General features: G+C 68.9%; 23 protein-coding genes. 10 read left to right on the top strand and 13 right to left on the bottom strand.

The window, feature by feature from the left end:
- Positions 1 to 119: 119 nt before the first annotated feature.
- From Aco04nite_RS38020 to Aco04nite_RS38010, 3 genes are all read right to left on the bottom strand, one after another.
- Positions 120 to 482: a hypothetical protein gene (locus Aco04nite_RS38020; RefSeq protein WP_213002062.1), complete on the bottom strand. Its 363-nt coding sequence runs from the start codon at positions 480 to 482 to the stop codon at positions 120 to 122.
- A 350-nt stretch (positions 483 to 832) separates the two neighbouring features.
- Entirely contained in the window at positions 833 to 1,243 is a 411-nt protein-coding gene (locus Aco04nite_RS38015) for a hypothetical protein (protein WP_213002061.1), read from the bottom strand.
- Positions 1,244 to 1,383: 140 nt separating this feature from the next.
- The gene (locus Aco04nite_RS38010; RefSeq protein ID WP_213002060.1) at positions 1,384 to 1,902 is read right to left on the bottom strand and encodes a hypothetical protein; all 519 of its coding nucleotides are present in this window, start codon (positions 1,900 to 1,902) and stop codon (positions 1,384 to 1,386) included.
- 650 nt (positions 1,903 to 2,552) lie between these two features.
- Here Aco04nite_RS38010 and Aco04nite_RS38005 point away from each other — a divergent pair.
- A complete protein-coding gene (locus tag Aco04nite_RS38005; RefSeq protein WP_213002059.1) occupies positions 2,553 to 3,551 on the top strand; it encodes an HNH endonuclease in 999 nt (332 codons plus the stop codon).
- A gap of 362 nt (positions 3,552 to 3,913) precedes the next feature.
- On the opposite strand, the gene Aco04nite_RS38000 is transcribed toward Aco04nite_RS38005, so the two are convergent.
- Positions 3,914 to 6,121 (bottom strand): ATP-binding protein, encoded by a 2,208-nt coding sequence (locus tag Aco04nite_RS38000; RefSeq protein ID WP_213002058.1) that lies wholly within the window; start codon positions 6,119 to 6,121, stop codon positions 3,914 to 3,916.
- A gap of 261 nt (positions 6,122 to 6,382) precedes the next feature.
- Between Aco04nite_RS38000 and Aco04nite_RS37995 the strand changes: the two genes are divergently transcribed.
- Positions 6,383 to 7,585 carry an FAD-dependent monooxygenase gene (locus tag Aco04nite_RS37995; protein ID WP_213002057.1) on the top strand — a complete coding sequence of 401 codons (1,203 nt, stop codon included), beginning with the start codon at positions 6,383 to 6,385 and terminating at the stop codon, positions 7,583 to 7,585.
- On the opposite strand, the gene Aco04nite_RS37990 is transcribed toward Aco04nite_RS37995, so the two are convergent.
- Both Aco04nite_RS37990 and Aco04nite_RS37985 read right to left on the bottom strand, forming a co-directional pair.
- A complete protein-coding gene (locus Aco04nite_RS37990; protein ID WP_213002056.1) occupies positions 7,526 to 7,849 on the bottom strand; it encodes a hypothetical protein in 324 nt (107 codons plus the stop codon). The genes Aco04nite_RS37995 and Aco04nite_RS37990 overlap by 60 nt on opposite strands.
- A 57-nt stretch (positions 7,850 to 7,906) precedes the next feature.
- A complete protein-coding gene (locus tag Aco04nite_RS37985; protein WP_203834389.1) occupies positions 7,907 to 8,176 on the bottom strand; it encodes a hypothetical protein in 270 nt (89 codons plus the stop codon).
- Positions 8,177 to 8,388: 212 nt separating this feature from the next.
- Between Aco04nite_RS37985 and Aco04nite_RS37980 the strand changes: the two genes are divergently transcribed.
- From Aco04nite_RS37980 to Aco04nite_RS37965, 4 genes are read left to right on the top strand one after another with little or no spacing between them, the layout of a single operon-like run.
- Positions 8,389 to 9,645 (top strand): ABC transporter substrate-binding protein, encoded by a 1,257-nt coding sequence (locus Aco04nite_RS37980; protein ID WP_213002055.1) that lies wholly within the window; start codon positions 8,389 to 8,391, stop codon positions 9,643 to 9,645.
- Entirely contained in the window at positions 9,642 to 10,562 is a 921-nt protein-coding gene (locus Aco04nite_RS37975) for a carbohydrate ABC transporter permease (protein ID WP_244876591.1), read from the top strand. The genes Aco04nite_RS37980 and Aco04nite_RS37975 overlap by 4 nt, the downstream gene beginning before the upstream one ends.
- Positions 10,562 to 11,380, top strand: coding sequence for a carbohydrate ABC transporter permease (locus Aco04nite_RS37970; RefSeq protein WP_203834391.1), 819 nt, complete (start codon positions 10,562 to 10,564; stop codon positions 11,378 to 11,380). Before Aco04nite_RS37975 ends, Aco04nite_RS37970 begins: the two co-directional genes overlap by 1 nt.
- Positions 11,381 to 11,386: 6 nt before the next feature.
- Positions 11,387 to 12,547 carry an ABC transporter ATP-binding protein gene (locus Aco04nite_RS37965; protein WP_213002054.1) on the top strand — a complete coding sequence of 387 codons (1,161 nt, stop codon included), beginning with the start codon at positions 11,387 to 11,389 and terminating at the stop codon, positions 12,545 to 12,547.
- 47 nt (positions 12,548 to 12,594) lie between these two features.
- On the opposite strand, the gene Aco04nite_RS37960 is transcribed toward Aco04nite_RS37965, so the two are convergent.
- The 3 genes from Aco04nite_RS37960 to Aco04nite_RS37950 all read right to left on the bottom strand — a co-directional run bounded on the left by Aco04nite_RS37960 (position 12,595) and on the right by Aco04nite_RS37950 (position 15,052).
- Entirely contained in the window at positions 12,595 to 13,305 is a 711-nt protein-coding gene (locus Aco04nite_RS37960) for an SDR family NAD(P)-dependent oxidoreductase (protein WP_213002053.1), read from the bottom strand.
- Between the two features lie 71 nt (positions 13,306 to 13,376).
- Positions 13,377 to 14,033, bottom strand: a complete 657-nt coding sequence (locus Aco04nite_RS37955; RefSeq protein WP_213002052.1) for a helix-turn-helix domain-containing protein — start codon at positions 14,031 to 14,033, stop codon at positions 13,377 to 13,379.
- A gap of 8 nt (positions 14,034 to 14,041) precedes the next feature.
- Positions 14,042 to 15,052, bottom strand: coding sequence for an acyl-CoA dehydrogenase family protein (locus Aco04nite_RS37950; protein ID WP_213002051.1), 1,011 nt, complete (start codon positions 15,050 to 15,052; stop codon positions 14,042 to 14,044).
- 89 nt (positions 15,053 to 15,141) lie between these two features.
- Here Aco04nite_RS37950 and Aco04nite_RS37945 point away from each other — a divergent pair, with 89 nt between their 5' ends.
- Together Aco04nite_RS37945 and Aco04nite_RS37940 are read left to right on the top strand one after the other, a co-directional pair.
- Positions 15,142 to 16,035, top strand: coding sequence for an AraC family transcriptional regulator (locus tag Aco04nite_RS37945; RefSeq protein ID WP_213002050.1), 894 nt, complete (start codon positions 15,142 to 15,144; stop codon positions 16,033 to 16,035).
- 34 nt (positions 16,036 to 16,069) lie between these two features.
- Entirely contained in the window at positions 16,070 to 16,519 is a 450-nt protein-coding gene (locus tag Aco04nite_RS37940; RefSeq protein WP_213002049.1) for a MarR family winged helix-turn-helix transcriptional regulator, read from the top strand.
- Positions 16,520 to 16,533: 14 nt separating this feature from the next.
- Here Aco04nite_RS37940 and Aco04nite_RS37935 read toward each other — a convergent pair whose 3' ends face one another.
- Positions 16,534 to 16,713 (bottom strand): hypothetical protein, encoded by a 180-nt coding sequence (locus Aco04nite_RS37935; protein WP_213002048.1) that lies wholly within the window; start codon positions 16,711 to 16,713, stop codon positions 16,534 to 16,536.
- A 267-nt stretch (positions 16,714 to 16,980) separates the two neighbouring features.
- A complete protein-coding gene (locus Aco04nite_RS37930) occupies positions 16,981 to 18,003 on the bottom strand; it encodes an aldo/keto reductase (protein WP_244876590.1) in 1,023 nt (340 codons plus the stop codon).
- A 203-nt stretch (positions 18,004 to 18,206) separates the two neighbouring features.
- On the opposite strand from Aco04nite_RS37930, the gene Aco04nite_RS37925 reads away from it, so the two are divergent.
- Both Aco04nite_RS37925 and Aco04nite_RS37920 read left to right on the top strand, forming a co-directional pair.
- Entirely contained in the window at positions 18,207 to 18,608 is a 402-nt protein-coding gene (locus Aco04nite_RS37925; RefSeq protein WP_213002047.1) for a TIGR03668 family PPOX class F420-dependent oxidoreductase, read from the top strand.
- Between the two features lie 58 nt (positions 18,609 to 18,666).
- Positions 18,667 to 21,933 (top strand): SCO7613 C-terminal domain-containing membrane protein, encoded by a 3,267-nt coding sequence (locus tag Aco04nite_RS37920; RefSeq protein ID WP_213002046.1) that lies wholly within the window; start codon positions 18,667 to 18,669, stop codon positions 21,931 to 21,933.
- A 99-nt stretch (positions 21,934 to 22,032) separates the two neighbouring features.
- On the opposite strand, the gene Aco04nite_RS37915 is transcribed toward Aco04nite_RS37920, so the two are convergent.
- Together Aco04nite_RS37915 and Aco04nite_RS37910 are read right to left on the bottom strand one after the other, a co-directional pair.
- Positions 22,033 to 22,503, bottom strand: a complete 471-nt coding sequence (locus tag Aco04nite_RS37915) for a hypothetical protein (RefSeq protein ID WP_213002045.1) — start codon at positions 22,501 to 22,503, stop codon at positions 22,033 to 22,035.
- Between the two features lie 71 nt (positions 22,504 to 22,574).
- Entirely contained in the window at positions 22,575 to 25,190 is a 2,616-nt protein-coding gene (locus Aco04nite_RS37910; RefSeq protein WP_213002044.1) for an MGH1-like glycoside hydrolase domain-containing protein, read from the bottom strand.
- Between the last annotated feature and the right edge of the window lie 102 nt (positions 25,191 to 25,292).

The following is a 25,292-nucleotide window of genomic DNA, read 5'->3' as shown; positions in this document are numbered from 1 at the left end:
CAAGATCCGGGGGCAACGCCCCTCGTCACCGGTCGTGGACTTTGGTTGAGTGCTTTCATGCGCGCGCGTTGCTTGTCGTGTCAAGCCCAGGGTTTGACGCAGAGTCCGGTGTTCATGAGTCAGTAGGCGGCGGCGTACTTCACAAGCCAGCGGTTGGTGAACCGGCCCCAGTCGAACAGGTCACCGGCGGCACGTCTGCGGTCACGCTCGTGTTCGGCGACGGCCTGTGCCCGGTGGGAGTTCGCCTCACGGAACAACGCTCGTGCGGCCTCGATCCAGATCAGCTTGCCGTCCGGTGTCCGGGCTTCGGGAGAGTCGCGCCGCAAGCGGGTGGTGTGGCCGAGAGCTTTTCCGAAGGCCCGCCGAACCTTGTGCTCGCGCCGGAACTCTTCGGTTGCCGGGGAGTAGTTCCGGCGCCGTGTCGGGTCACGCATCCACGCCAGTTCAACGGTCGTGAAGATCTCTAGCTGAGCGTATTTCATTCTTTTATTGTTCTCAGGGATTTTCATGATCGGAAGTACGGGTGTGCCATTGTCGGGTTGAGGGGGATCACACAAATTTGAATGGCAGATAGCGAGTATTCGGATAGCCATGAAGTGGTGGCGGATGGATCCCGGGAGGCGATCCTCATGCTCACCGCGCCACGAGTTCGTCGGCCATCTTGTTGTCATCGGCTCGATCGCGACTCCGGACTACGCCGGTCCGCGTCACAGCGCGTGAGGGGGTTCCGTCGCCACCGCGCACTCTCGACAGATCCGGACGTCTGGTACCGCAAAGCCTGGCGGGCCGCCGGTGGACCGACTCCGCATGGCTCGCCAAGGGGGCCTGCTCATCACCAGACGGCCGGGATTGCCGCTAACGTCGCGAGGACGGCGGCTACCGCCCGGACCCGGTCCGCTCGTAACAACCGCTGAAGGAGCGCCGGGTCGTGGCCGGCGGCCAGCCGGCCGTGCGCCGGCGCGGCGAGCACCACGGTGACCGACACCGCCACCGCGACCGCCGCTAGGCAGCCCAGGGTCCACGCGCCCGGCCCAGTGAACAATGCCCACCCCGAGGCTGCCGCCAGCAGCCCATAAACCACGGCGACCAGCGGAGTGATCGCCCTACTGTGTGCCGCATGCGCCACGGTCCAGCCTTCGCCCGGCACACGGGCCAGGGCCGGATAGACCAATACGGTCACCGACACCTGGAACCCTGCATGAGCGGCCACCGCCGCGAGCAACGCCACGGGCGCAGTAATCATCGCGTGAGCACACCACAGGGTCGGCGGGAACCAGCTGACCAACCTGGGCCAGTCCTTGACAAAGCGGCCGTCCACACGACGGCCACTTACCGTGTGCAGGGCAGCACGCTGCCCGAGGCCGATCCGGATGCTGGTGGGCGTCAGTGTCGAATCAGGCGCTCAATCGTCCATTCACGGAGAAGCGATCCCCACGGCAGGCCGCCGTCGCCTTCATCGACGAACGGCTGAGTCGGGTCCGTGGCGTGCACCGACTGCCACAAGGTCAGAACCGGGTCGGCGGGCAGATCCAGCTCCAGTTCGTCAACGATGAAGGCCTGAGTCTCGTCGAGATTCAGGATGTCTTTGCCGCATCCCGTTCTCAGGTATGCGTGCGCTCTGCGCATCTGGCCGAGGTCGCCGCCACCGGGAGAAAACTGGCAGTCATACCCGTTCGGCAAGGCGACCAGGGTAGCGAGGGCGACAGCGAGGCTCGGGCCGACAAGGCCGACGCATCCTTCTGAGTTCGCGTACAGGACAGGACGCGACGGCGCGTCCGCACCTACGAGGAAAAACCGTCCTGTCGTACCGTCGCAAGCGATCAAGTGGAGACTCGTGCCCGAGGAGAGCCGTGCCGTGAAGCCGTCGGCCGGTGCCACGTCCTCGACGTCAAACTCGGCCACTGCCGGAAGATGCTCGATCCTCCGGGCGCCGCGGCGATCCTGCGCAGCAGCGACACGTCGTCAAGCATCCGCAGAGCGTACAGCCGACCGGCACCCTCAACTCCGCACAAGCAAGCGTCGGGCCGATGCTGGCGGGCGTCACGCCGCGTGACGGATTACCGCCAGCCGCCGCGCGAGGTCCACGGCGGATCAGTGTGACCGGTCGGCTGAGCCACTTGGCTCGACGTGAGCCCTGGGTCCCGTCCCGATCACTGTGGACGTCGCTGTGCATAGCCGCTATGACGTGCTGCCGATAGCGGATGGTTACGACCGGGAAGAACCAAGCCCGTCAAGTTGGCTCCTCCGGCTCCGGTGAGACGGCACCGATTGCCAACCTCAACAACGTCAGGATTCGCCAGTCAGGTCACAGACCGTGTCGGCGTCGACATCCTCGTTGCCACTGCGGCGGGACAGTCGTTGTTCCGGGTGTGTCGGGAACGAGGCATCGTGCGCCTCTGCGGCCATGCGGGCGTCGAGGACCACGCGGCCGTCGCAGGAGAATTGGTGACGGGGCGGCAGTCTTTCGGATGAAGCGCTCAAGGCGCGCGTCGGCGAACGCCTGATGACGTGACGATGACTCTGACTTTATTAGTGCACGAGAAAGACGTAGGATGCCCAAACCGCTCTTCATTGCACTGCTGATCGCAGGACCTATTGCACTGGGCGGCGCCACCAATACGCTTGGCTTTTTTTTCGCTCTCGCGCTGATCCTGATCGCCAACCCAATCATCTGGCGGGTACGCAAGAACCGATACTTTAATTCCCCGCATTTTCAGGAACTGCGCCGCCAAGTGATGTCCATTGTTGCGGAACACAATGATGTCGTGAGCTACGTAGCGGAAATTCGCTCACATGGATCATTCGAGCTCGGCTCTTCGCCTACGGGGCGGCATGCGCATCTAGCTACTTTCGAGAACACCTCGGCGTGGAATAATCGCCGCGATCGTAACGTCGCCGAGCATGCACCCCATGTGCATAATGCCTCGCTGCAAGTGGTGCGCAATGCGAGTGTCGAGCCCATCAGGTACCTGATGAAGTATTTCTCGATCAAGGCCGACAAGGAGACCCTTGCGGATGTGCAACGCGTCGCCCAAGACGTCTCGCGGCTGGAAGAGGCCGTTCGTAACGTGCAGAGCAGAGAAGCTGGGATCGTTGCGATGATCAAACCGCCTACGTATGTCCTCAGGCGGTACGCGGCCGAGTTCTGGAGCCTGATGGGAGTGGAGTTGTCGCCGATTGAGGTGCCCTACCCTCACTATAAGTTTCAGTACACCTCCGCTGGCGGAAACAGCGGCCAGGCGGCAGATATCCGACTCGACACGCCGACTCTGGATGCGCTTTCTGAAACGCTGGTCGAGAAAATCCGCTGGGCAAAGTCGGCAGCCGGTCAGCGTGCGTTGATGACAGCCCGGCTGCGTGGCTGGATCAAAGATCGCGATAATAATTCCTGTTTGAAGTGCGGCATCTCGGTTGCAGCCGAACCGCACCTTCTTCTCGAGGTTGACCACATCGTCCCGGTGTCCAAGGGTGGCCTTAGTGAGCCTGACAACCTACAGACGCTCTGCTGGCGCTGCAATCGAACCAAGGGAGCCAAATTGACTCATCAGTAACGCCGGCTGAAGGCCGATCCGTCCAGACCGGCCTTCGCCTTCGCATCCTCGCCGAGAGAGGCTGACGCACTGATCTCGGCAGATCCGCGCACCGGCATCCGACTCGCGTGATGATCAATTGCACGGAAAGTGAAAGGATTCCGGCGGCGTCGCCGATGGCCGGGGCGGCGACCAGGGGCCGCTGCCGCGACGGCTTGTTGTGCGAGATGCAGGAGATTGTCGGCGGGGGCCTTGGCGACGTGGTCCGGGATGCTGCCGATCATGTCCGGGTGGGCGTCGGCACGTTGTCCGGGTTGAAGGTGACGTCACCGGCAGTGCTGAACGGACCTGCATTTCGGGTTCCCGGGGTCGCCCGGGGCTGGTCAGGATGCGAGTTTGGCGCGGAGGGTGGCGGCGTCGGGGTGGTCGAGGTTTTCGAGGATGGTGAGGGAGCGGCGCCAGGCGTCGCGGGCTTTGGGGCGGTCTCCCGCGGCGTCGTGGGTGTCGCCGATGTGGGTCAGGATCTCTGATTCGTTGTAGGGGTCGGCCGCGCGACGATATGCCGCAAGAGCTTCCGCGTAGCAGCGCAGGGCGTCGTCGTAATTGCCGAGGTGGTGGTGGGCGTAGCCGACGGTGTCCCAGGCGGCGCCCAGGCCGGAGTGGTCGTCGTCGCCGAGTTCGAGGTGCAGGGCGACGGATTCCTCGCTGAATCGGAGGGCGAGCGGGTAGTCGCCGAGCTGGACGTGGCACCAGCCGATGGCGTTGAGGGCGTGGGCCTCGTGTTCGCCGGAGCCGGCCTGGCGGTAGAAGATCAGGGCCTGTTCGTTGCAGGCGAGGGCCTCGCGGTGGCGGTCGACGACGCCGAGGACGATGGCGAGGTTGAGGTTCGCGCCGGCCTGGCCCATGGCGTCGCCGAGCGCGCCGTAGAGGGTGATGGCCTCGCGGAGGTGGTCGAGGGCTTCGTCGACGCGGCCGACGTTGAAGTAGCCGCCGGCCAGCTCGGTGTGGGTGCGGACCTGGCGGTCGCGGTCGCCGAGGCGGACGGCTGCGGCCATGGCGGTCTGCTGGGTGGTGACCCAGTCCTGGAAGAGGGCGCGGCGGTGCAGGTAGGTCGCCATGGACCAGGCGAGGTGCCAGACGTGGGCGTCGTTGCCGGTGCGGGCGGCCTGGTCGATCGCGGCGAGCAGGACCTCGTGCTCGGCGAGGAACCAGGTCATGGCCTCGTCGCGGCCGGGGGGCTCCTCGACCAGGGCGCCGGGCGCGGGCGCCGGGGCCGCGATCGGGTTGCGGTGGCGGGCGAAGACCCGGTCAGCGGCGAGCGCGGTGTGCAGGAAGTGGTCCATCATGCGGCGCGTGGCGGCCTCGCGGGCGGTCACTTCCTCTTCGCGGTACGCCCGGTCAGCAGCGTACGCGCGCAGCAGGTCGTGGAACGTGAACCGGCCCGGGAGCGGTTCGCTGAGCAGGCTGGCCGTGGCCAGCTCGGCGAGCAGCAGCCGGGTCCGCACCACCGGCTCGGCGATCAGGCTGGCGGCCGACTCGACCGTCATCTCGGGGCCGGGGTGCAGGCCGAGAAGCCGGAACAGCCGGGCCGCGCCGGGGGTGAGCGTGCGGTAGGACCAGGAGAAGACCGCGCGTACGTCGCCGGCCGGGTCACCGACCGCGAGCGTGTCGAGCCTGGTGTCGCGCAGCTCGGCGGCCAGGTCCTCGAGGGCGACTTCGGGGCGGGTGGCGGCGAGCGCCGCGGCGATGGTCAGCGCGAGGGGCAGCCGGGCGCAGCGGGTGATGATCTCCTCGACCGCGGCGGGTGCGGCGGCCAGGCGGTCGGCGCCGAGGCGGCGGGCCAGCAGCTGGAACGCCTCGTCGGTGCTGAGCAAATGCAGCCCGAGCGGATGCGCGCCGTGCCGGGCGACCAGGCCGGCGAGGTCGTCACGGCTCGTCACGAGGACCATGCAGTCCTTCGCGCCGGGCAGTAGCGGGCGCACCTGCGCGGCGTCACGGGCGTTGTCGAGCAGGACCAGCATCTTGCGGTCGGCGAGCATGCTGCGGTAGAGCGCTGCCCGGTCGTCGAGCCCGGCGGGGATCTCCTTGAACTCCACGCCCAGTGCCCCGAGGAACCCGGAGAGCACGTCGCCGGGGTCGCGCAGGGAGCCGTCCGGGTCGAAGCCGCGCAGGTCGGCGTGGAGCTGGCCGTCGGGGAAGCGGGCGCGGGCCTGGTGCGCCCAGTGCACGGCGAGGGTGGTCTTGCCGATTCCGGCGGCCCCGGACAGCGCCGAGATCGCCACCGCCACCGGACGGCCACCGGCGACCGTGGTGATCGTGTCGAGGGCGCGCAGCTGGGCGGTGCGGCCGACGAACCCGTACACGTCGGGTGGGAGCTGGGCGGGGACCGGGCGGCCGGGTGCCGGGCCGGTGAGGAACTGGCCGCGGGCCTCCTCGTCGTCGAGGCGCAGGGCGTCGGCGATCATCCGGGCCGTCGCCGGGCGTGGCGTACGCCTCCCGGTCTCGATCATGCGGACGGTCTTCACGTCGATCCGGGCGAGCTCGGCCAGCTCCTCCTGGGTCAGTCCCAGCTCCCGGCGGCGCGCCCGCACCCGCTCACCGAACAAAGCGTCCCCCGAACCCCCGCTCAAGCCGCCCCCGCTCACTCAAACGCCCGGTGAACGCCCTGGCGACGCCCCCCGCACTAAGGGACGGTAGCTCTACGCCGATCGATCGTTCACATCGGCAGGCGTAACGGGGGCGGTCCGAGCGGTCCCGGCATGCCGTGCACGCAGGCCGGGCGTTCGGGTCGTCAAACATTGTGTGAGCGCTGTGTCAGTGCGCTGTGAGCGACCCGATCTAGCGTCGCCACCATGAACAACACCAGGGTCCTGATCTCCGGCGCGAGCATCGCCGGTCCCGCGCTGGCATATTGGCTGGCCCGCTACGGCTTCGACGTCACGGTGGTCGAGAAGGCCGCTGAGCTGCGGCCGGGTGGGCAGGCCGTCGACTTCAAGGGCGTCACCCACCGTACGGTGCTGAGCCGGATGGGCATCCTCGACGACGTCAAGCGGCTGCAGACCGGCGGGCAGGACGGCACCGTGGTCGACGCGCGGGGTCGCAAGCTCGCCATCGTCCCGGGTGAGTTCAGCGGCGGGGAGATCGAGATCGTCCGGGGTGATCTCGCGCGGCTGCTCTACGACCGCACGTCGGCGACCTGCGAGTACATCTTCGGCGACTCGATCAGCACGCTCGACGACACCGCCGACGGTGTGCACGTGACCTTCCGCAACGCACCGCCCCGGACGTTCGACCTGGTCGTGGGCGCTGACGGGATCCACTCGAACACCCGCAGGCTGGCGTTCGGGCCGGAGTCGGATTACGTGCGGCACCTCGGTTACTACTACGCCCTCGCCGACACGACCATGGACGCCGCTGACGAGAACCTGATGTACGGCGAGCCGGGCCGGATGGCAGCGATCGGCGGCCCGAAGGCCCCGACGTTCTTCGTCTTCGCGTCCGGGCTGCTCGACTACGACCGCGACGACGTCGAGCAGCAGAAGCGACTGGTCGCCGACGCGTACCGCGGTGGCGCGTGGCGGATCCCGGAGCTGATCGCGCAGCTCCCGGCCGCAAAGGAGTTCTATCTGGACTCGATCAGCCGGGTGACGACGGATCGTTACTCAAGCGGGCGGGTGGTGCTGCTCGGCGATTCCGCGTACGGCAACACGCTGGGCGGCTTCGGCACCGGACTCGCCATTGTCGGGGCCTACGTGCTGGCCGGCGAGTTGTTCCGGGCGGGCGGCGACTACAAGGTCGCATACGCGCAGTACGAGTCGAAGTTCCGCGGGTACGCCAAGGTCTCCGAGCAGGTCAGCGCGGGCCGGTTGCTGGCGCCGCAGACCCGCCTCGGGATGCGTACGCGTAACGCGTTCTTCTCGGTGTCGTTCCTGTTCAAGCCGCTGATGAAGCTCATGGACCGGTTCGCCACCGACATCGAGCTGGAGGACTACCCGTCAGAGCAGGGTGACGCGGGACGTGCGGAAAACCCGGACGAACTGCAGAATCACGGCTGAGACGATACCGGCCAGCGCGAGGGTCGACAGGACGCGGTTGGAGCCGCCGGTCAGCTCGTCGACCGCGCGCAGGGTCAGGCAGAAGCCGAAGAGGAGCTCAATCGTGGCGAGCATCCCGGGGGCCGACACGGGCTGCTTGCGCCAGAGGTGAACGGGACCGCCCGCGGCCCGGTGCCGGCGGACCAGCAGGATCACCGCGAGGGTGATGGCCAGCGCGGCCGCGGCGAGCTCGAAGACGATGAACGCCGTATCGGACGTCGACATGGGCGAAACGGTATCGGGTGTGCGCCAGCGCGAGGCCGGCGCACTCCCGAACGGATGTCAGCCCTCGCGCACGATCGCCTCGGCCACCCGGCGCAACTCGCGCTGGTCCGGCACGAAACCGTCGGCGATGTCGTGGTGCAGACCGGCTTTGGTCTCGTCGAGGATCTCGGTGGCGACCGTGTCGACGGGCTCCCCCGCGTACTCGTGGGAGACCTTGTCGGTGGCGGCCTGCATCGCCGACGTGAGCTGCTGCTCCAGCGGGCCGCGGAGCTTCTCCTCGACCGGGCTGAGGCTGTTCGGGTCCAAAGTGACGTGTGGCTCGACCATGGTGAGCTCTCCCCCGGCTTTATGTCTGACAACTACTGAAGACAACGCGCGAATACCCATCATGGCTCCGTCGGCAAACCGCCTGACCGAGCCGGGTGCCAAGAGATCTGGATCGGGTGACAAGAGATCGAAGGTTACGGGTTTGTTTCGTGAGCAGCCGGGGCAGGGTGATCGCACGTGACCTGTGTGACCTAGATCACCTTGGAGGGTCCATGGCACTTGCCCGACGAATAGCCGCAGCGGCGGCCGCGACGATGCTGCTCACCCCGCTGGCCGCCTGCGGATCCGACGACGAGGGCGGGATACCCACCCTCAACCTCTACCAGTTCCCCGTGCAGGACATGCAGACCGTCATCGACACCTGCAACCAGGCGGCGGCCGGCCGCTACGAGATCGCGTACCAGGTCCTCCCCCGGGCCGCCGACGACCAGCGCGTGCAGATGGTGCGCCGGCTGGCCGCCGAGGACGACAGCATGGACATCCTCGGCCTCGACGTGACCTGGACCCAGGAGTTCGCCAGCGCGCACTGGATCAAGGACTTCACCGGCGCCGACCGCGCCGAGATCGAGGAGGGCACGCTCGCCGGCCCGCTGGCCTCCGCCACCTACGACGGCAAGCTGTACGCCGCCCCGAACAACACCAACGTGCAACTGCTCTGGTACCGCAAGGATCTCGTACCCACCCCGCCGGCGACGTGGGACGAGATGATCCAGGCGTCCCTGAAGCTGAAGGCCGAGGGCAAACCGTCGCAGGTGCTCACGATGGGCGCGCAGTACGAGGGCCTGGTCGTGCTCTTCAACAACCTCGTCGCCAGCGCCGGCGGGCACGTGGTCAGTGACGACGGCAAAACAGCGGTCATGGATGAGGGTACGGTCACCGCGCTGCGCGTCATGCGGCAGTTCGCCACCGCGGGCGTGACGAGCGCGTCGTTCTCCAACTCCATCGAGGACGATGTGCGGCTCGCATTCCAGAACGGCGACGGGGCGTTCCAGCTCAACTGGCCGTACGTGTATTCGGCCCTGCAGAGCGACGCGCCGCAACTGGCGCCGAACGTCACGTGGGCCCGGTATCCCGCGATCGACGCGGGCACGCCGAGCCGGGTCACGATCGGGGGCTCGAATCTGGCGGTCAGCGCGTACAGCAGGCATCCGGATCTGGCTGTCGACGCCGTGAAATGCCTGCGGAACGCCGCCAACCAGAAATTCCTCGCCATCAAGGCCGGGCAGCCGCCGTCGATCGAGAGCGTCTACGCCGATCCCGAGATGACGAAGGCGTACCCGATGAAGCAGGCCATTCTCGACGAGCTCAAGGACGCGGCGCCGCGACCGCTGACGCCGGCCTATCAGAACGTCTCGACCGTGGTGGCCGCGCAGTTGTCGCCGCCTTCCGCGATCGATCCCGCACGGACCGCCGCGGAGTTGAAGAAGGCGATCCAGGACGCCATCGACTCCAAGGGGGTGCTCCCGTGACGGCCCTGTTGGAAAGGCCGAAAAAGGTCGCTCTGAGTGAGGGCAAACGGCAGGAACGCCGGCTCGGCTGGCTGCTCTGCGCGCCGGCGGCGATCGTGATGGTCGCGGTCACCGCGTACCCCATCCTGTATTCGTTCTGGCTCTCGCTGCAGCGCTACGACCTGAAGTTCCCCGGCGACCGGGAATTCGTCTGGTTCGACAATTACGTGACCGTGCTCGGCAACGGCTACTGGTGGAGCGCGTTCGGCATCACGATGCTGATCACCGTCATCTCGGTCGTCTTCGAGCTGGTGCTCGGCATGGGACTCGCGCTGATCATGCACCGGACCCTGATCGGGCGGGGCCTCGTCCGCACGTCGGCGCTGATCCCCTACGGCATCGTCACGGTGGTCGCGGCGTTCAGCTGGCGCTACGCGTGGACACCCGGCACCGGATACCTCGCGAACCTGGTCACGCCGGACGGGGCACCGCTGACCGAGCGGGCCAGCGCCCTCGCGATCATCATCGTGGCCGAGATCTGGAAGACGACGCCGTTCATGGCGCTGCTGCTCATGGCCGGGCTGGCGCTGGTGCCCGAGGATCTGCTCAAGGCGGCGTCGATGGACGGCGCGAGCGCGTGGCAACGGTTCGTGCGGGTCATGCTCCCGGTGATGAAACCGGCCATTCTGGTGGCGTTGCTGTTCCGCACGCTCGACGCGCTGCGGGTGTTCGACAACATCTACGTGCTCACGAACGGCGCGAACGATACGCGATCGGTGTCGATCATCGCGTACGACAATCTCATGAAGGGGTTGAATCTCGGCATCGGCTCGACGATGTCGGTGCTCATCTTCCTCACCGTGGCGATCATCGCGTTCATCTTCGTGAAGCTGTTCGGCACGGCCGCTCCCGGGGCCGGCGACGAGGGGAAACGCTGATGCCCGTCAAGCTCAAGTGGGGATTGCTGGACGCGCTCGTCGTGGTTTTCGCGATCGTTCCGGTGCTGTGGATCGTGTCGCTGTCGTTCAAGACCACGGCCACGCTGACCGACGGCAACTTCATCCCCCGCGAATGGACCCTGGACAACTACCGGACCATTTTCCAGACCGACCAGTTCGTACGCGCCCTCGTGAACTCGATCGGGATCGCCCTCATCTCGACCCTCATCGCGGTGGTTCTCGGCACGATGGCCGCATACGCGATCAGCCGCCTGGACTTCCCGGGCAAGGGCCTGCTCGTCGGGGTCTCCCTGCTGATCGCGATGTTCCCCCAGGTGTCACTGGTCTCGCCGTTGTTCAACATCGAGCGGCAGACCGGGCTGTTCGACACGTGGCCGGGACTGATCCTGCCCTACATCACGTTCGCGCTGCCGCTGGCGATCTACACGTTGTCGGCATTCTTCAAACAGATCCCGTGGGACCTGGAGAAGGCAGCCAAGATGGACGGTGCGACCCAGGGTGAGGCGTTCCGCCGGGTGATCGCCCCGCTCGCCGCACCGGGCGTCTTCACCACCGCGATCCTGGTCTTCATCTTCTGCTGGAACGACTTCCTCTTCGCCATCTCCCTGACCTCGACCGAGCAGTCCCGCACGGTCCCGGTGGCGCTGTCGTTCTTCACCGGCGCCTCGCAGTTCGAGGACCCGACCGGCGCGATCTCCGCGGCCGCCGTGGTCATCACGATCCCGATCATCCTCTTCGTGCTGTTCTTCCAGAAGCGCATCGTCGCGGGTCTCACCTCCGGCGCCGTGAAGGGATAAGTACCCATGGCTGACATCGTTCTCGACAAGGTGACCAAGAGCTATCCCGACGGCACGATCGCGGTGCACGGCATCGACCTGGAGATCGCGGACGGCGAGTTCATCATCCTGGTCGGCCCGTCCGGCTGCGGGAAGTCCACGACCCTCAACATGATCGCCGGCCTGGAGGACATCACGACCGGCGAGCTGCGCATCGGCGGCGAACGCGTCAACGACAAGGCACCCAAGGACCGGGACATCGCGATGGTGTTCCAGTCGTACGCGCTGTATCCGAACATGACCGTGCGCGACAACATGGGCTTCCCCCTGAAGCTCGCCAAACTCCCGAAGGCGGAGATCGACAAGAAGGTCGGCGAGGCCGCGAAGGTCCTCGAACTGACCGACTACCTCGACCGCAAACCGGCGAACCTCTCCGGCGGGCAGCGCCAGCGGGTCGCCATGGGCCGCGCGATCGTGCGTAACCCCAAGGCCTTCCTGATGGACGAGCCTTTGTCCAATCTGGACGCCAAACTGCGGGTGCAGATGCGTACGCAGGTATCGCGTCTGCAGAAGCAGCTCGGCACCACCACGGTCTACGTCACCCACGACCAGACCGAGGCGATGACGCTCGGCGACCGGGTGGTCGTGATGCGCGCCGGTCACATCCAGCAGGTCGGCGACCCGCAGACGCTCTACGACAAGCCGGTCAACCTGTTCGTCGCCGGGTTCATCGGCTCCCCCTCGATGAATTTCCTCCCCGCCACGGTCTTTTCCGGCGGTCTGCACACCCCGATCGGTGACCTGCCGATCCCGGTCAAGGACGACGCACCGAAGGACCTGGTGCTCGGGATCCGCCCCGAGCACTTCGAGGACGCCCGGCTGGTCGAGGAGGCGCTGCGCCCGCGCGGGTTCGAGTTCACCCTGCCGGTCGATCTCGTCGAGTCCATGGGCTCCGACAAGTACGTCTACTTCACCGTCGAGGGCGGAAAGCCGGACCTGGCGTCAGCGGATCTAGCCGACCTGGCCGCGGACGCCGGCGGCGCGGACCTGCCCGACCAGGGCGGCCTGGTCACCCGGCTCTCGGCGGAGTCCCGCGTCCGCGAGGGTGCCGACGCCCGCATCTGGCTCAACCTCGGCAAGATCCATCTCTTCGACCCCTCCGACGGCCGCAACCTCACCCTCGACTGACGCTCCGTGGGGACGCTCGGCCGCCGAGCGTCCCCACGCGGCCACGGTCAGAGGCTCTGGCCGCCGGAGAGGTCGATGATCGAGCCGGTTGCCCACTGGAACGCGTCGGAGAGGATCGCGGGGACGGCGGCGGTGATGTCGTCCGTCTCGGCGATCCGGCCCTGGGCGATCGTGTGGGCGGCGAGTTGCTGCACCTCGGGCGAGCGCATCATCCCGCCGCCGAAGTCGGTCGCCACCGCGCCGCCCATCAGCGTGTTGACCCGGATGCCCCGGTCGGCGAGTTCCACGGCCTGGTAACGGGTCAGGACCTCGATCGCGCCCTTGGTGGCGGCGTAGGCGGACATGCCGGGCACGACACCGCGGGTCAGCGCCGTCGTCACGTTGAGCACGCGGCCGCCGTCGTTGATCAGGGGCAGGAGCGCCTGAGTGAGGAAGAACGGGGCCTTGAGGTTCACGGCGACCAGCTCGTCGAACTGCTCGGGGGTGGTCTGCGCGTACGGTGCGTAGGTGCCGATTCCCGCGTTGTTGACCAGGTAGTCGAAGGTCTCCACGCCGAACCGGTCCCGGAGCGTCTCCCGCACGGCGGTGACGAACTCGGGGAACGTGTCCAGCTCGGTGACGTCGAGCCGGACGAAGTCGGGGCCCGGTGATCCGGTGCGGTAGGTGCCGAGGACCGCGACGCCGGCACGCGTCAGATGCTGCGCCATACCCTGGCCGAGCCCACGCCCGGCGCCGGTGACAAGTGCGATTTTCGTCATGCCCGCCACGATGCGGGAGGCACAGCGGTGGATCGAGCCGTTGTCCGCTGAACGGACACCACCTCGCTGGATCAAGCCGTCGCCCGCTGAGCGGACGCCAGTTCGATTGCGGCCCGATGGACCGGCGCCGCGAGCCGGTGCGCGGGCCGGTGCGCCGCGGTGGCGACCTGCAGCGCCGCCTTCCGCCCGCCGGGCAGCCCGACCGGCACGGCGTAACAGGTCAGCCCCTCCAACATGTCCTCGTCGTCGACCGCCGCGCCGAACGGCCGGCGCCGCGCCGCCGGGGTGGACTCGGGAGCCAGGACCATGGCGGCGGCCGTCGACGCGGGCATCCGCGCACCGCTGCGCGCGTCGATCGGCAGCGAATCCCGGCCGGGGATCATCTCCAGCGCGACGAACTCCCCCTCCGACGCCACGACCAGCGACACCGCGGCGCCCGTCTGCTCCCGCAGCCGCGCGATGACCTTGGCGGCCGACTCGCGCAGCCCGGCGAGCGGTTCCACCCGCTGCGCCAGGCCCAGCAGGGACGCCGCCAGCGTCCAGTGCCCGTTCGCCCACTCGACCGCGCCGGATTCGCGGAGCTGGCCGAGCAGCCGGTGCACGGTCGGCCGGGGCAGGCCGGTCAGCTGCGCGAGCCGCGCCAGCTGGTGCTGCGTACCGGCCTCCGGCAGGGCCCGCAGCACGCGGAAGGCACCGTCGACGACGCTGCGCGGTTCCCGGTCCGCCATCACTCACCTCACGGTTGCTGGATCAGGGCCCTTCCATAATTCTCGACCGCCAGGTACGCGGTGAGGTGCGGGTGCCTGCTGGCCACCGCAACGTCCCGCCAGAACCGCTGCACGGGGTTCGAAAGGGCAAAGACGCCGGCGCCGTGCAGGTCGACCAGCATATCCACCGCCGCGCGGCAGTCGCGGGCGATGGCGGCCTGCTCCATGTGCCAGCGCGGCAGGTCGGCCGGCGGCACGTCGTCGCCGTCCACGGCTGCCGCGAGCGCGAAGGCGGTGCGCTCGGCGCGCTCGATCAGGTGGGTGGCGTCGGCGAGCCAGTGCCGGGCGCCGGGTGATTCGGCGATCGAGGCGTGCGCGCTCATGAACGGTTTGCGGCCCGACGCGACCATGGCGTGGGTGGCGTCCAGGGCACCCCGCGCCCCGCCGATCACCGGCCCGATCACGGACAGCGCGAAGAGCATCACGTCGTTGACGCCGAACGGGCGGAACGGCGCCACCTGCTCGGCCGGAACGACCAGCTCCTCCGCGACCAGCGTCTGGCTGCCGGTCGCGCGCATGCCCGCCACCCGCCAGGTCCTGTCGATGCGCAGGTCGGCGACGCGGATCTGGGCGAAATGCGGCACACCGTCGATCATCAGCGCCACCCCGGCCCACGTCGCGTCCTCGCATCCCGACACGTTCGGCCACGCGCCGGTGACGGTGACCGTGCCGTCGGCGCCGCGCGTGCCCCGGCCGCACTCCGGCCGCCCGGAACCGCAGGCCAGGTCCGCGTAGACGTCCTTCAGCAGCGATTCCGCGCCCAGCCGCCCCGCGAGGGTCTTGCTCACCACGTTCACGCCGACAACCCAGGACGCGGACGGGTCCGTACGGCCCAGCTCGATCAGGCGGCGCAGGATCGTCTGCGCACTCGCGCCCTGACCGCCGTGCTCCACCGGCACCGCGAGCGCGAAGTCGCCGGCCGCCCGCAGCTCCTCGAACGTCCCGGGCGCCAGCCGGCTCTCTTCCAGTCCATCAATCATGATCAAACCCAAGCAGCACGGGTACGCCCGCAGCCATGCGCGAACGGACCCGGGGCATACGCGTGTGTGCCGCGGCTACCATTTCCGCCGTGGATGTGATCAGCGAGGCCGTGGAGGATCTGCGGATCGGGCAGGTCTACGGGCGGCGGGCCGAGGTGGCGGCTTCGTTCGCTGGCCGGTTCGTGTCCTGCGAAGGCGTCGGCTTTCATGTGATGCTGCGTGGCGAAGGCTGGCTGATCTCCGGCTCGGCCCCACCCGCACGGATGCGCGCCGGCGACATCGCACTGATCCCCCACGGCGCCGAGCACGGTTTCGCGCCGCGGCCGAGCACGCTGGCCGAGCTGCCCCCGGCTCCGATGGGTCTGCAGGACCCGCCGCCCGAGCGGCTGCCCGTCGAGATGATCTGCGGCATCTACCGGCTGGAACGCGGGGGCAGCGTCCATCACTTCCTGCGGTCCCTGCCGGACGTGGTGCTCGTGTCGCCGGATTACGACCGCGACGCCCGGCTGCGCGTACTCATCGATCTGCTCGTCGAAGATCTGGACAGGCCTCGCGAGGGCACGCTGGTGACCCGGCCCGCGCTGGTCGACCTGATGCTCGTGCACACGTTGCGGCTGTGGAGCGGCGACAGTGCGGAAACCTGGGATGCGCTCGGCGACCCGGGCATCGCGGCCGCCCTGCAGGAGATCCACGACAGCCCGCAGGCACCGTGGACCGTCGAACGGCTCGGCCGCGCGGCCGGCATGTCGCGGACCGCGTTCACCCGGCGGTTCACAACGCTGGTCGGCACGCCGCCGATGACGTACCTGATCGGCCGGCGTCTGCAGCAGGGCGCTCAGTTGCTCCGCGAATCGGACGCCCCGATCTCCGCGATCGCGCGGCAGGTCGGTTATGCCACGGAGTTCGCGTTCGCCGGGGCGTTCCGCCGCGAGTTCGGCATCCCGCCCGGCCGCTTCCGGACGCTGAGCGAGCCGCTCCTGTGACCCGACGTTGGCCCGACCAACGTAGAATGCGTGCATGACCGACGATGTCCGGCCTCCGGCCCTGCTGCGCGCGCTGGCGAGCTGGCAGGCGAGCCGCGTCGCCACCGTGGGTGCGCGCCTCACCGGGGCCCGGATGCCGCTGGAGACCCGGTCCGACTTCGCCGTGCTGGCGGCGCTGGCGGAATACGGCAGCCTCAGCCAGGCCGAGATCGGGCGCCGGCTGGGGCTCGACCGCAACAACGTCAACGGCATCGTCACCCGCCTCGAACACGACAACCGGATCGAGCGCAGCGTCGACCCCGCCGACCGCCGCCGCAACATCGTCGTCGCCACTGCAGCCGGCCTGGCGTACCTCGGCGAGCTCGAAGCCACGGCGGCCGAGGTTCAGGACGAACTGCTCGCCGCGCTCGACGGCACCGAACGCGAACAGCTACGGCAGCTGCTGGAAAAGGTGCTCCTCAGCCACCCCGCCCAACCCGCCTGACGTACCCGCCTGCCCTACCGGCCCGATCCGAAGGCCGCCGCGTGGTCGGTGACGAACTGTTCGAACGTCCGCGCCGGCCGGCCGAGGATCGACGCCACGACCTCGGTCGACCAGTCGGAGTCGCCCTGCGCGAACAGCTGCATCGCCTGTGCGTTCATCTCGGCGATGCGCTCCGGGAGACCGGCTGCGACCATCGCGGCTTCTCCTGCTCGAAGCTCTGCGGATGGAAGGTGACCGGACGGCCGAGCACCTCGGAGAAAACGGCCGCGGCCCCGGCATAGACCAGCCACCGAGCCGAAGCTCCCGGTGCCGGCGATCGCCGGTGCGAGCATCAGAAAGTTCTGCATGTACGCGTTGTTGCACAGCAGGGGTGTAGCCGAGTCCCGAACCGATCAGACCGACCAGCACACGGCTGAGACGCCGTGCAGGGCCGCCTCAATCGATTCAGGACAACGGTTTGGTCAGGAGAGGGTGCGGCTGCGCTGGTCGAGGCCGAGGAGCCCGTACGGGTAGTCGGGTGCCTGGGGGTCGCTCGCCGCGTCGAGGGCAGCCGTCTCCGCTGGGTCGAGGTGCAGGGTGGCGGCCTTCAGGTTGACGTCGAGCTGGTCGACCGTGCGCGCGCCGAGGATCGTCGATGTGACGCCGGGGCGGTCGGTGACCCAGGCCAGGGCGACCTCGGCCATCGACACGCCACGGCCCTCGGCGACCCGCTGAACGGCGTCGATGACCGCCCACGCCCGCTCGGTGCCGCGCCGGTCCCAGGCCTCCATGCCGCGGTCCGGGTCCTCGCCGAGCCGGGTCGCGCCCACCGGCCGCTGGTCACGCCGGTACTTGCCGGAAAGCCAGCCGCCGCCGAGCGGGCTCCACGGCAGCAGGCCCAGCCCGGCATCCACGGCGGCGGGGACGATCTCCCACTCGATCTCGCGGACCAGCAGGCTGTACTGCGGCTGCAGCGTGACCGGCAGGGCGAGCCCCAACTGCCTTGCGACGTGTACGGCCTTCGTGAGCTGCCATCCCGTGAAGTTCGAGAAGCCGTAGTAGCGGATCTTCCCCGACCGCACGAACCCGTCGAACGTACGCAGCGTCTCCTCGATCGGGGTCACCGGATCCCACGAGTGCGCCTGGTAGAGGTCGATGCTGTCCAGCCCGAGCCGGGTCAGGCTGTCGTCGAGCGCGCGGGTCAGGTGCCGCGCGCTCAGCCCCCGCGCGTTCGGCTCGTCCGCCAGCGGGAAGCGCCCCTTGGTCGCGAGCACGACCCGGTCGGTCAGGTCGCGGGGCCGGTCGGCGAACCAGCGGCCGACGATGCGTTCCGACTCGCCCCCCGCGTACACATCGGCGATGTCGACCAGAGTGCCACCCGCCTCGAGGAAGCGATCGAGCTGAGCGTGCGACACCTCCTCGTCGGCCTCCGCACCGAAGGTCATCGTGCCGAGGCAGAGCGTCGAAACGGCACATCCACTGTTACCGAGCGTCCGATATTCCATGCTTGGAACCTAACCCGTTCGCGATGATCGCCTATGGTTCGGCGCATGGCGAGCGATGGCCCCCGTCATCGACAAGACCGTGGCGCACGCTCGCGGCGTGAGCGCAAGAAGGCGCCCAGGGTCCCGATCATGGGTACTTCGAAACCGGTTGGCCGGCCGTGGGTCGTCCCGGGATCACACGGTTCACGATCTAGGGTCGGGGGATGGGGCTATCGGGGACGGCGGCCGAGCGGTTCGGGACGGCTCGGGTGGCGCGGCTGGCGACCGTCACGCCCGATGGGGCGCCGCATCTGGTGCCGATCGTGTTCGCCCTGGTGGGGAACGTGATTCATACCGGAGTTGACGGGAAGCCGAAGCGACACCGGCAGTTGCAGCGGCTCACGAACATCGCGGGCGAGCCACGGGTCAGCGTGCTGGTGGATCACTACGACGATGACTGGTCGGCGCTGTGGTGGGTGCGGGCTGACGGGATCGCCGAGGTCGTGGAGGTCGCCGAGCCGGCGTTGCTCGCGCGTTACCCGCAGTACCGGGACGAGCCGCCGCCCGGGCCGTTCCTGCGGATCCGGGTGGAGCGGTGGACGTCCTGGTTGGGTGACGCCGCCTAGGTGGTCTGAGTACGGCGACTCAAGAGGGCGGGGCCTGCTCTCCGCAACGATCAACGGCGTGACCGCTTACCCCTGCCCGTTCTGCCGCGCCGAAGCGTCCCTGGCCACCGGTTGTCCCGGTTGTGGCCGCGGGCCGGACGCCGATGCCGCCGAGGTTGTCCGCCTGGACGCCGAGATCCCGGTGCTGACCGCCCGGCTCGCCACCGCCCGCGAGGCGGTCGGGCTGGCCGATTCGGTGCTGCGGCGGGCCTGGCGGCAGCGGGACGCGGCGGCGACGCGGGTGCGGGCGGCCGTCGGTGCCGCCGTCCACGCCGCGCCGAAGGCTCCCGCGATGACCGCCCCGGTGACCACGGCGGCGTCGGAGCGATCGGCGCCGTACGTCGCGGCCGCCGCCACCGAGGCGTCCACCCGGCTGATGCAGAACACCCTGTTCACGCTTGGCGGTCTGCTGCTCGCGATCGCCGCGATCGTGTTCACCGCCGTCGCGTGGTCCCAGTTCGGTCTGCGGGGCCGCGTGGGACTGCTCGCCGTCGCGACGGTGGTCGCGCTGGCGGCGCCGCTCTTCGCGCTGCGCCGCAAGCTCACGGCGACCGCGGAGACGTTCGCCGCGATCGGCCTGCTGCTCGTTCTTCTCGACGGGTACGCCGCCTGGTACGTGAACCTCTTCGGTCTCGCGGACACCTCGGCGGACGGCTACGCCGGGGCGGTCTTCGCGGTGACCGCCGCCATCGCCGCGGGATATGAGCAGCTCACCGGCCTGGTCGGCCCCCGCTTCGCCGCCCTCGTCCTGGCCCAGCCCGTGCTGCCGCTGATGGTCGCGCCGATGCACCCGGGTGCCGGCGGCTGGGCGTACACCCTGATCGGGGTCGCCGCCGGAAACCTGGTGGTGATCCACCTGCGCAAGGGCACGCTGACCGTCGCGGCCTACACGCTCGGATCGATCGCGGTCAGCATCGCAGCCCTGATCACGCTCGGCGACCTCGTCACCGTGTCCACCGTCGCCGAGGCCGCACTCTCGGGCTCCGCGCTGGTGACGGCCGCGGGCCTGGTCCTGACCGCCGCGATCCTCGCCCGCGAGACCGTGCTCCGCGACTTGGCCGCCGCGGCCCTGGTGGTCACCCTCGCCATCGCCGGCGGACGCCTGGCGTCGGTCGCGGCCGGCGGCTTCGAGACCCCGCTGCTGATCACCCTGATCGTGACGCTCCTGGCCGTCACCACCAAGTTCCTTCCCGCATCGGTACGCACTGGGCCCCGCTTCGGCGCCGCTGTCGCCCTGGTCCTGCCCGTCATCGCGGCCGCCCTGGCGACGCTGATGGCCGTCGCTGTCGGCGTCTCGGACTGGCGGCTCCCGGCAGCGCTGGTCCTGCTGACCATCGGTGTGCTGGCGTTGCTGCCCCGCCTCGACGTGCTCTTCATCGGGGTCGTGCTGCTGGGCCTGGCCACGCCGGCCGGGTTCGGCCTGGTGTGGTGGGCCGCGGCTCCGATCGACCTGGCGCTGCTGGCGGCTGCCCTCTGGCTCGCTTCCTCGAGGCTGCGGTGGGCGCTGGGCGTCGCGGTCGTGCTGGCCGGGCACGCGATCTTCGTGGCCTCGGCCTCGTCCGGCGTCACCGCGCTGACGGTGGGGGCACTGGCGGTTGCCGGGGTCGCGGTGGCCTGGCGGCGATATTGGTACGCAGGCCCGGCCCTGTCCGTCGCAGTACTCGCCGTGCCGATCGCGTCCTGGCAGGCGATGAACTGGTTCGGCTGGCCGCCGCCGGTGCAGAGCCGCGTGCTGCTGGGCGTTGCCGCGCTGCTGGTCGCCGCCACGTACGCGCTGCCCCGGCACCGCACGTTCACCGTCAACGCGACGCTGCTCGTGATCGTCACAGCCCCCGGGTGGGCGTGGGCGTCGGGCGACTCGCGGGCCATCTACGCTGCGGTGGGAGCCCTGCTGGTCGCCGGTCTCGTCCGGCACCACCTCGACAACGGGCCGGCCGTGACGGCTGGACTGCTGGGCGCCGCGTACGTCTCGGCTGCCGGGCAGAGCCTGTCCAACGTGTACGTCCTGCCGTATTCACGCAGCGGCGGCCCGGTTGGTGTCACCGACGCGGTGGGCTTCGGCATCATCGCCGTCGCGGTTGCGGCAGCGGTCTGGCAGCTGTGGGGCCGGCGAGCGGCGGCTTGGGCGACCGCCCCGGTGGTCGTGCTCGGCGTGCCGGTCGCCGTCGCCGCGGGGAACTCGCCGTGGCCGGTGCTCCCGATGACAAGCCTGGTGCTCGGCCTCGGCGCTCTGGTCCTCGCCGCGCTGGGTGGGCTGGTCTCCCCGGCGAACGGCGCGCTGGAGGGGACCGAGTCGGTGCGGCCACGGGGGCGGCACGCTACGGGGACGTGGCGGGGAAGTGCCCCGCTGCGGGTGACGCTGGCGGTGGCCGGGGTGGTTGCCGGGGGTGCCGGGCTGACGGGTTCGGCGGCGACGGCGGCGACGGTGCTGGTCGCGTACGGAATGATCGTTGTCTCGGGTGTGGTTGTCGGTCTTGCCGGGCGGCCTGACTGGACCCGGGTGGCGGGGTGGCTCGGCGCGGTTGTCGCGGCCTTCGCGGAAGCCTGGGTGGCGGCGCGCACGCTGGGCCTGCCGCTGCAGCAGACGGCGTTCGTGCTGCTCGGGGTCGCGGCTCTGGTCCTGGCGCTGGGCGTCATCGTCCGGGGCGAAGGACGGATCCTGCAGGGCGCGGCCCACGCCGGCGCGGTGGTCGCATTGATCATCAGCAGCGGCAACATCCGGTACGCGGCCGCGGTGTGCACGTTCTGGGGCCTGGCGCTCGGTCTGCGGGCCCTGGTCCGCGACGGGCGCCGAGCCCATGTCGTGGCGGCTGCCGCGGTCGAGCTCGTGGGCGGGTGGCTGCTGCTGGCGGCTGAGCAGGTTGCTGTCGTGGAGGCGTACACCATCCCGGCCGCTGTTCTGGCTCTGCTGGCCGGGTGGCAACTGCGCCGCAGCCGGCTCTCCAGCTGGACCACCTACGGCCCGGCTCTCGCCGCGGCCCTGCTTCCCACCCTGGTCACCGTCCTGATCCAGGAAGGCGAACCCCTGCGGCGACTGCTCCTCGGCCTCGCCGCCCTCGCGATCACGGTCGCGGGAGCCCAGTTCCGCCTGCGCGCCCCGGTCGTGGCGGGCGGCGCGACCCTGATCGTGATCGCCCTGCACGAAGCGATCCTGGTCTGGGACCTCCTGCCCCGCTGGATCCCCCTGGCCCTGGCCGGCCTCCTGCTGGTCGGCCTTGCCATGACCCTCGAACGCCGCCGCCGCGACGTCGCCCGCCTCCGCGCCGCCATCACCCGGATGGGCTAGTCCGATCCGGGTGCTCGGCTCGGCCGCACGGTTCCCACGGGGGCGAACCGCGAGGCCGAGCCGAGCATCACTTCGCGGAGCGTCCTCTACCTCGCCCGGTCAGGCTGCGTAGCGCTCCGCACTCGCGCGTGACGTGGCGATGGAGGGTGGGACCAGGGCCAGGACGATCATCGCCGCGATGACCACGGCGAAGATCAGGTGGGACCATTCGAGGTGCTCGGCGAGCTCCCAGGTTTCCTTCACGGCGAGCAGGAAGGCGCCGGTGGCGACCACGAACCAGCCGGACGCCTTCTGCTTGAAACCCGCGTACTGGGCGCGTTGCTGGGCCGTGAGGCGCTGCATTGCCTGACGGCGGTAGGTTCCGGACCACCGCTGTTGCAGGATGAGCATCACCGGCGGCACCAGCCACCACCAGGCGGTGGGTTTCGCGGGCGGCGCGACCCCCGCGACCGCCGCTTCCATGCCCTCGCGGTCGACCTCCAGGCCGAGAAGCTCCCGGGCGCCCTGGTAGAGCGGACCCACCACCAGCAGCCAGGCACCCGCGAAGCCGATCCAGCCAATTTCCGTCATGCGCAGACCCGTCCCGCAGCTCGTAAGCGTATTAGCCGAAAAGCTATTGGCATTAGCGAGAGGTGTCAAGATCAGGCCGCCGGGTCGTCCTTGCGGTCGAGGGTGAGGATGAGGTCGACGACGAGGGCGGTCCAGCCGGTCTGGTGCCAGGCGCCGAGGCCCGCGCCGTTGTCGCCGTGGAAGTACTCGGGGAAGACGATGAGGTCTTTCCAGTCCGGGTGGTTCTGGAACAGCTCGTTGGCGCCGTAGATCGGGCGCCGGCCCCAGGAATCGGGGACGAAGAGGGCGATCAGGCGGCGGGAGAGGTCGTCGGCGACGTACGTCAGGGAGTGCTTGGTCTGCGAGCCGGTCGGGTATTCGACCATGAGGTCGTCGCCGAAGAAGGCCGCGAATTCGCGCAGGGCCTCGATCAGCAGGAAGTTGACCGGCATCCAGACCGGGCCGCGCCAGTTGGAATTGCCACCGAAGAGGCCGCTCGTGCTTTCCGCGGGTTCGTAGCCGACGGTGAAATCCTGGCCGCCGAGGGACACCGTGAACGGTTTTTCGAGGTGGGCTCGGGAGAGGGTGCGCAGGCCGTACGGAGAAAGGAATTCCTCGGGGTCGAGCATGCGCGCCAGAATTCGCAGCAGCTGGTCCTGGCCCACCATGGACAGCAGGCGCTGCTGGCGGCCGTCGGCGGACAGGCGGCGGGCGCTGATCACGTCGCCGGTCTCCGGCTGGTTGGCGAGCAGCCAGCGCAGGCGGGCGCCGAGCTCGGGAAGGCGGTTCAGGGTGCCCGCGCTGAGCCGGGTCGTCGCCGCGAGCGGGAGCAGGCCGACGATCGAGCGGGCCTTGAGCGGCATCTTGTGGCCGTCGGGCAGGCGCAGGACGTCGTAGAAGAAACAGTCCTCGTCGTCCCAGAGACCCTGTTTGTAAGCAGCTTCCGCGATGTACGCGAAATGCTCGAAGAACTTCGTCGCCATGTCCTCGTACGTGCGGTCGTGCAGGGCGAGGCGAATGGACATGTCGAGCAGGTTGAGGGCGTACATCGCCATCCAGCCCGTGCCGTCGGACTGTTCGAGGACACCGGCCACGGGGAGCGCCGCCGAACGGTCGAACGGGCCGACGTTGTCGAGTCCGAGGAAGCCGCCCTCGAAGACGTTGTTGCCGCCGACGTCCTTGCGGTTGACCCACCACGTGAAGTTGAGCAGCTGTTTGTGCATGATCCGGGCGAGGAAATCGTGGTCGCGCCCGCCGTCGATCTCGAAGACGCGCAGCGCGGCCCAGGCGTGCACCGGCGGATTGACATCGCCGAACGCCCATTCGTACGCGGGGATCTGGCCGTTGGGGTGCATGTACCACTCGCGCAGCAGCAGGAGCAGTTGCGATTTGGCGAACCCGGGGTCGACGCGGGCGATGCTGACACAGTGGAAGGCGAGGTCCCAGGCGGCGTACCAGGGATATTCCCAGGGGTCCGGCATGGAGATGACGTCGAAGCTGTTCATGTGCCACCAGGCGTTGTTACGCCCGTAACGCCGGCCGGGTGGCGGTGGCGCCGAGCCGGGATCGCCTTCCAGCCATTGCTTGACGTCGAAATGGTAGAACTGCTTGCCCCACATCAGCCCGGCGATGCCCTGCCGCGCGACCGCCGCCTCTTCCGCGGAAGCCGCCGCCGGGATGACGTCCGCGAAATAGGCGTCGGCCTCGGCCTTGCGGGCCTGGACAACCGGCGCGACATCGAGGTCCAGCTCCGTGGGCGAATCCGATTCGGTCAGGCGCAGGCGAATCTGCCGCGTCTCCCCCGGGCCGAGCGTGATCTCGTAATACAGCGCGCCCTTGGTGCCGACCCCCGCAGGGTTCACCGTCGGGGCGCCGTTCACCACAAAATCGTTGATGCCATCCTTGGGGTACGTGCTCTTGCCCGGCAATCCCCACAGCCGCTGCGAATTCGTCTCGTTGTCGCAGAGCAGCGCGGGCGGCTCCCCCTCGCCGTGCAGTTCGAGGTGACCGAGGCTGCGGTGCTCGCCGACCAGCCGTCCCGGTGAACCTTTGAGGACCGGGACGGGACGGTTGTTGAGGCCCCACGACCAGGTATTGCGGAACCAGAGGGACGGCAGGACATGCAGGGTGGCCTCGTCGGGGCCACGGTTGGAAATGGTCACCACGATGCACATGTCGCGCGGGGACGCCTTGGCGTAATCGACGGTCACCGCCCAGAACCGGTCCTCGTCGAACACCCCCGTGTCGACCAGCTCGTATTCCGGCTCGTCGCGGGAGCGCCGGCCGTTGACGGCGACCAGTTCGTCGTACGGAAATGCTGTCTGTGGATAGTGGTATCGCCAGCTCATCCAGGAATGTGTGGGAGTGGAATCCTGGTACCACCAGTATTCCTTGGCATCCTCGCCGTGATTGCCGCCGTCGCCACCGAGACCGAACATCCGCTCCTTGAGAATCGGATCGGTCCCGTTCCACAACGCGAGCGCAAAACAGAACGTCTGCCGCTCGTCACAGATCCCGGCCATGCCGTCGTCATTCCACCGGTACGCCCGGGAGCGCGCATGATCGTGCGGAAAGTAATCCCACGCCGTGCCGTGCTCGCTGTAGTCCTCCCGGACTGTCCCCCACGCGCGCTCGGCCACGTAGGGCCCCCACGCTCGCCACGGCTGCTCGCCGGAGTCCGCCTGCGCCAAGCGCTCGCGCTCCGCCACGCCGTGCCTCCCCCTGCTCTTACATCCTCACTACGAACATTAACGGAAGGCATCGACGGGTGATCGAGAACACTTCCTATATAAACGGTTAGTTAGTTAACG

It is taken from the genome of Winogradskya consettensis, assembly GCF_018332715.1.
Classification (GTDB): Bacteria; Actinomycetota; Actinomycetes; order Mycobacteriales; family Micromonosporaceae; genus Actinoplanes; species Actinoplanes consettensis.
Note: the sequence above shows the minus strand (reverse complement) of the source record. Positions and strands in the feature narration are given on the sequence as shown.

Coding starts and splice junctions, on each gene's coding strand:
- Aco04nite_RS38020 (WP_213002062.1), bottom strand. CDS start 482: ATGAAATACGCTCAGCTAGAGATCTTCACGACCGTTGAACTGGCGTGG.
- Aco04nite_RS38015 (WP_213002061.1), bottom strand. CDS start 1,243: ATGATTACTGCGCCCGTGGCGTTGCTCGCGGCGGTGGCCGCTCATGCA.
- Aco04nite_RS38005 (WP_213002059.1), top strand. CDS start 2,553: ATGCCCAAACCGCTCTTCATTGCACTGCTGATCGCAGGACCTATTGCA.
- Aco04nite_RS37995 (WP_213002057.1), top strand. CDS start 6,383: ATGAACAACACCAGGGTCCTGATCTCCGGCGCGAGCATCGCCGGTCCC.
- Aco04nite_RS37990 (WP_213002056.1), bottom strand. CDS start 7,849: ATGTCGACGTCCGATACGGCGTTCATCGTCTTCGAGCTCGCCGCGGCC.
- Aco04nite_RS37985 (WP_203834389.1), bottom strand. CDS start 8,176: ATGGTCGAGCCACACGTCACTTTGGACCCGAACAGCCTCAGCCCGGTC.
- Aco04nite_RS37980 (WP_213002055.1), top strand. CDS start 8,389: ATGGCACTTGCCCGACGAATAGCCGCAGCGGCGGCCGCGACGATGCTG.
- Aco04nite_RS37970 (WP_203834391.1), top strand. CDS start 10,562: ATGCCCGTCAAGCTCAAGTGGGGATTGCTGGACGCGCTCGTCGTGGTT.
- Aco04nite_RS37965 (WP_213002054.1), top strand. CDS start 11,387: ATGGCTGACATCGTTCTCGACAAGGTGACCAAGAGCTATCCCGACGGC.
- Aco04nite_RS37960 (WP_213002053.1), bottom strand. CDS start 13,305: ATGACGAAAATCGCACTTGTCACCGGCGCCGGGCGTGGGCTCGGCCAG.
- Aco04nite_RS37955 (WP_213002052.1), bottom strand. CDS start 14,033: ATGGCGGACCGGGAACCGCGCAGCGTCGTCGACGGTGCCTTCCGCGTG.
- Aco04nite_RS37950 (WP_213002051.1), bottom strand. CDS start 15,052: ATGATTGATGGACTGGAAGAGAGCCGGCTGGCGCCCGGGACGTTCGAG.
- Aco04nite_RS37940 (WP_213002049.1), top strand. CDS start 16,070: ATGACCGACGATGTCCGGCCTCCGGCCCTGCTGCGCGCGCTGGCGAGC.
- Aco04nite_RS37935 (WP_213002048.1), bottom strand. CDS start 16,713: ATGGTCGCAGCCGGTCTCCCGGAGCGCATCGCCGAGATGAACGCACAG.
- Aco04nite_RS37930 (WP_244876590.1), bottom strand. CDS start 18,003: ATGGAATATCGGACGCTCGGTAACAGTGGATGTGCCGTTTCGACGCTC.
- Aco04nite_RS37925 (WP_213002047.1), top strand. CDS start 18,207: ATGGGGCTATCGGGGACGGCGGCCGAGCGGTTCGGGACGGCTCGGGTG.
- Aco04nite_RS37915 (WP_213002045.1), bottom strand. CDS start 22,503: ATGACGGAAATTGGCTGGATCGGCTTCGCGGGTGCCTGGCTGCTGGTG.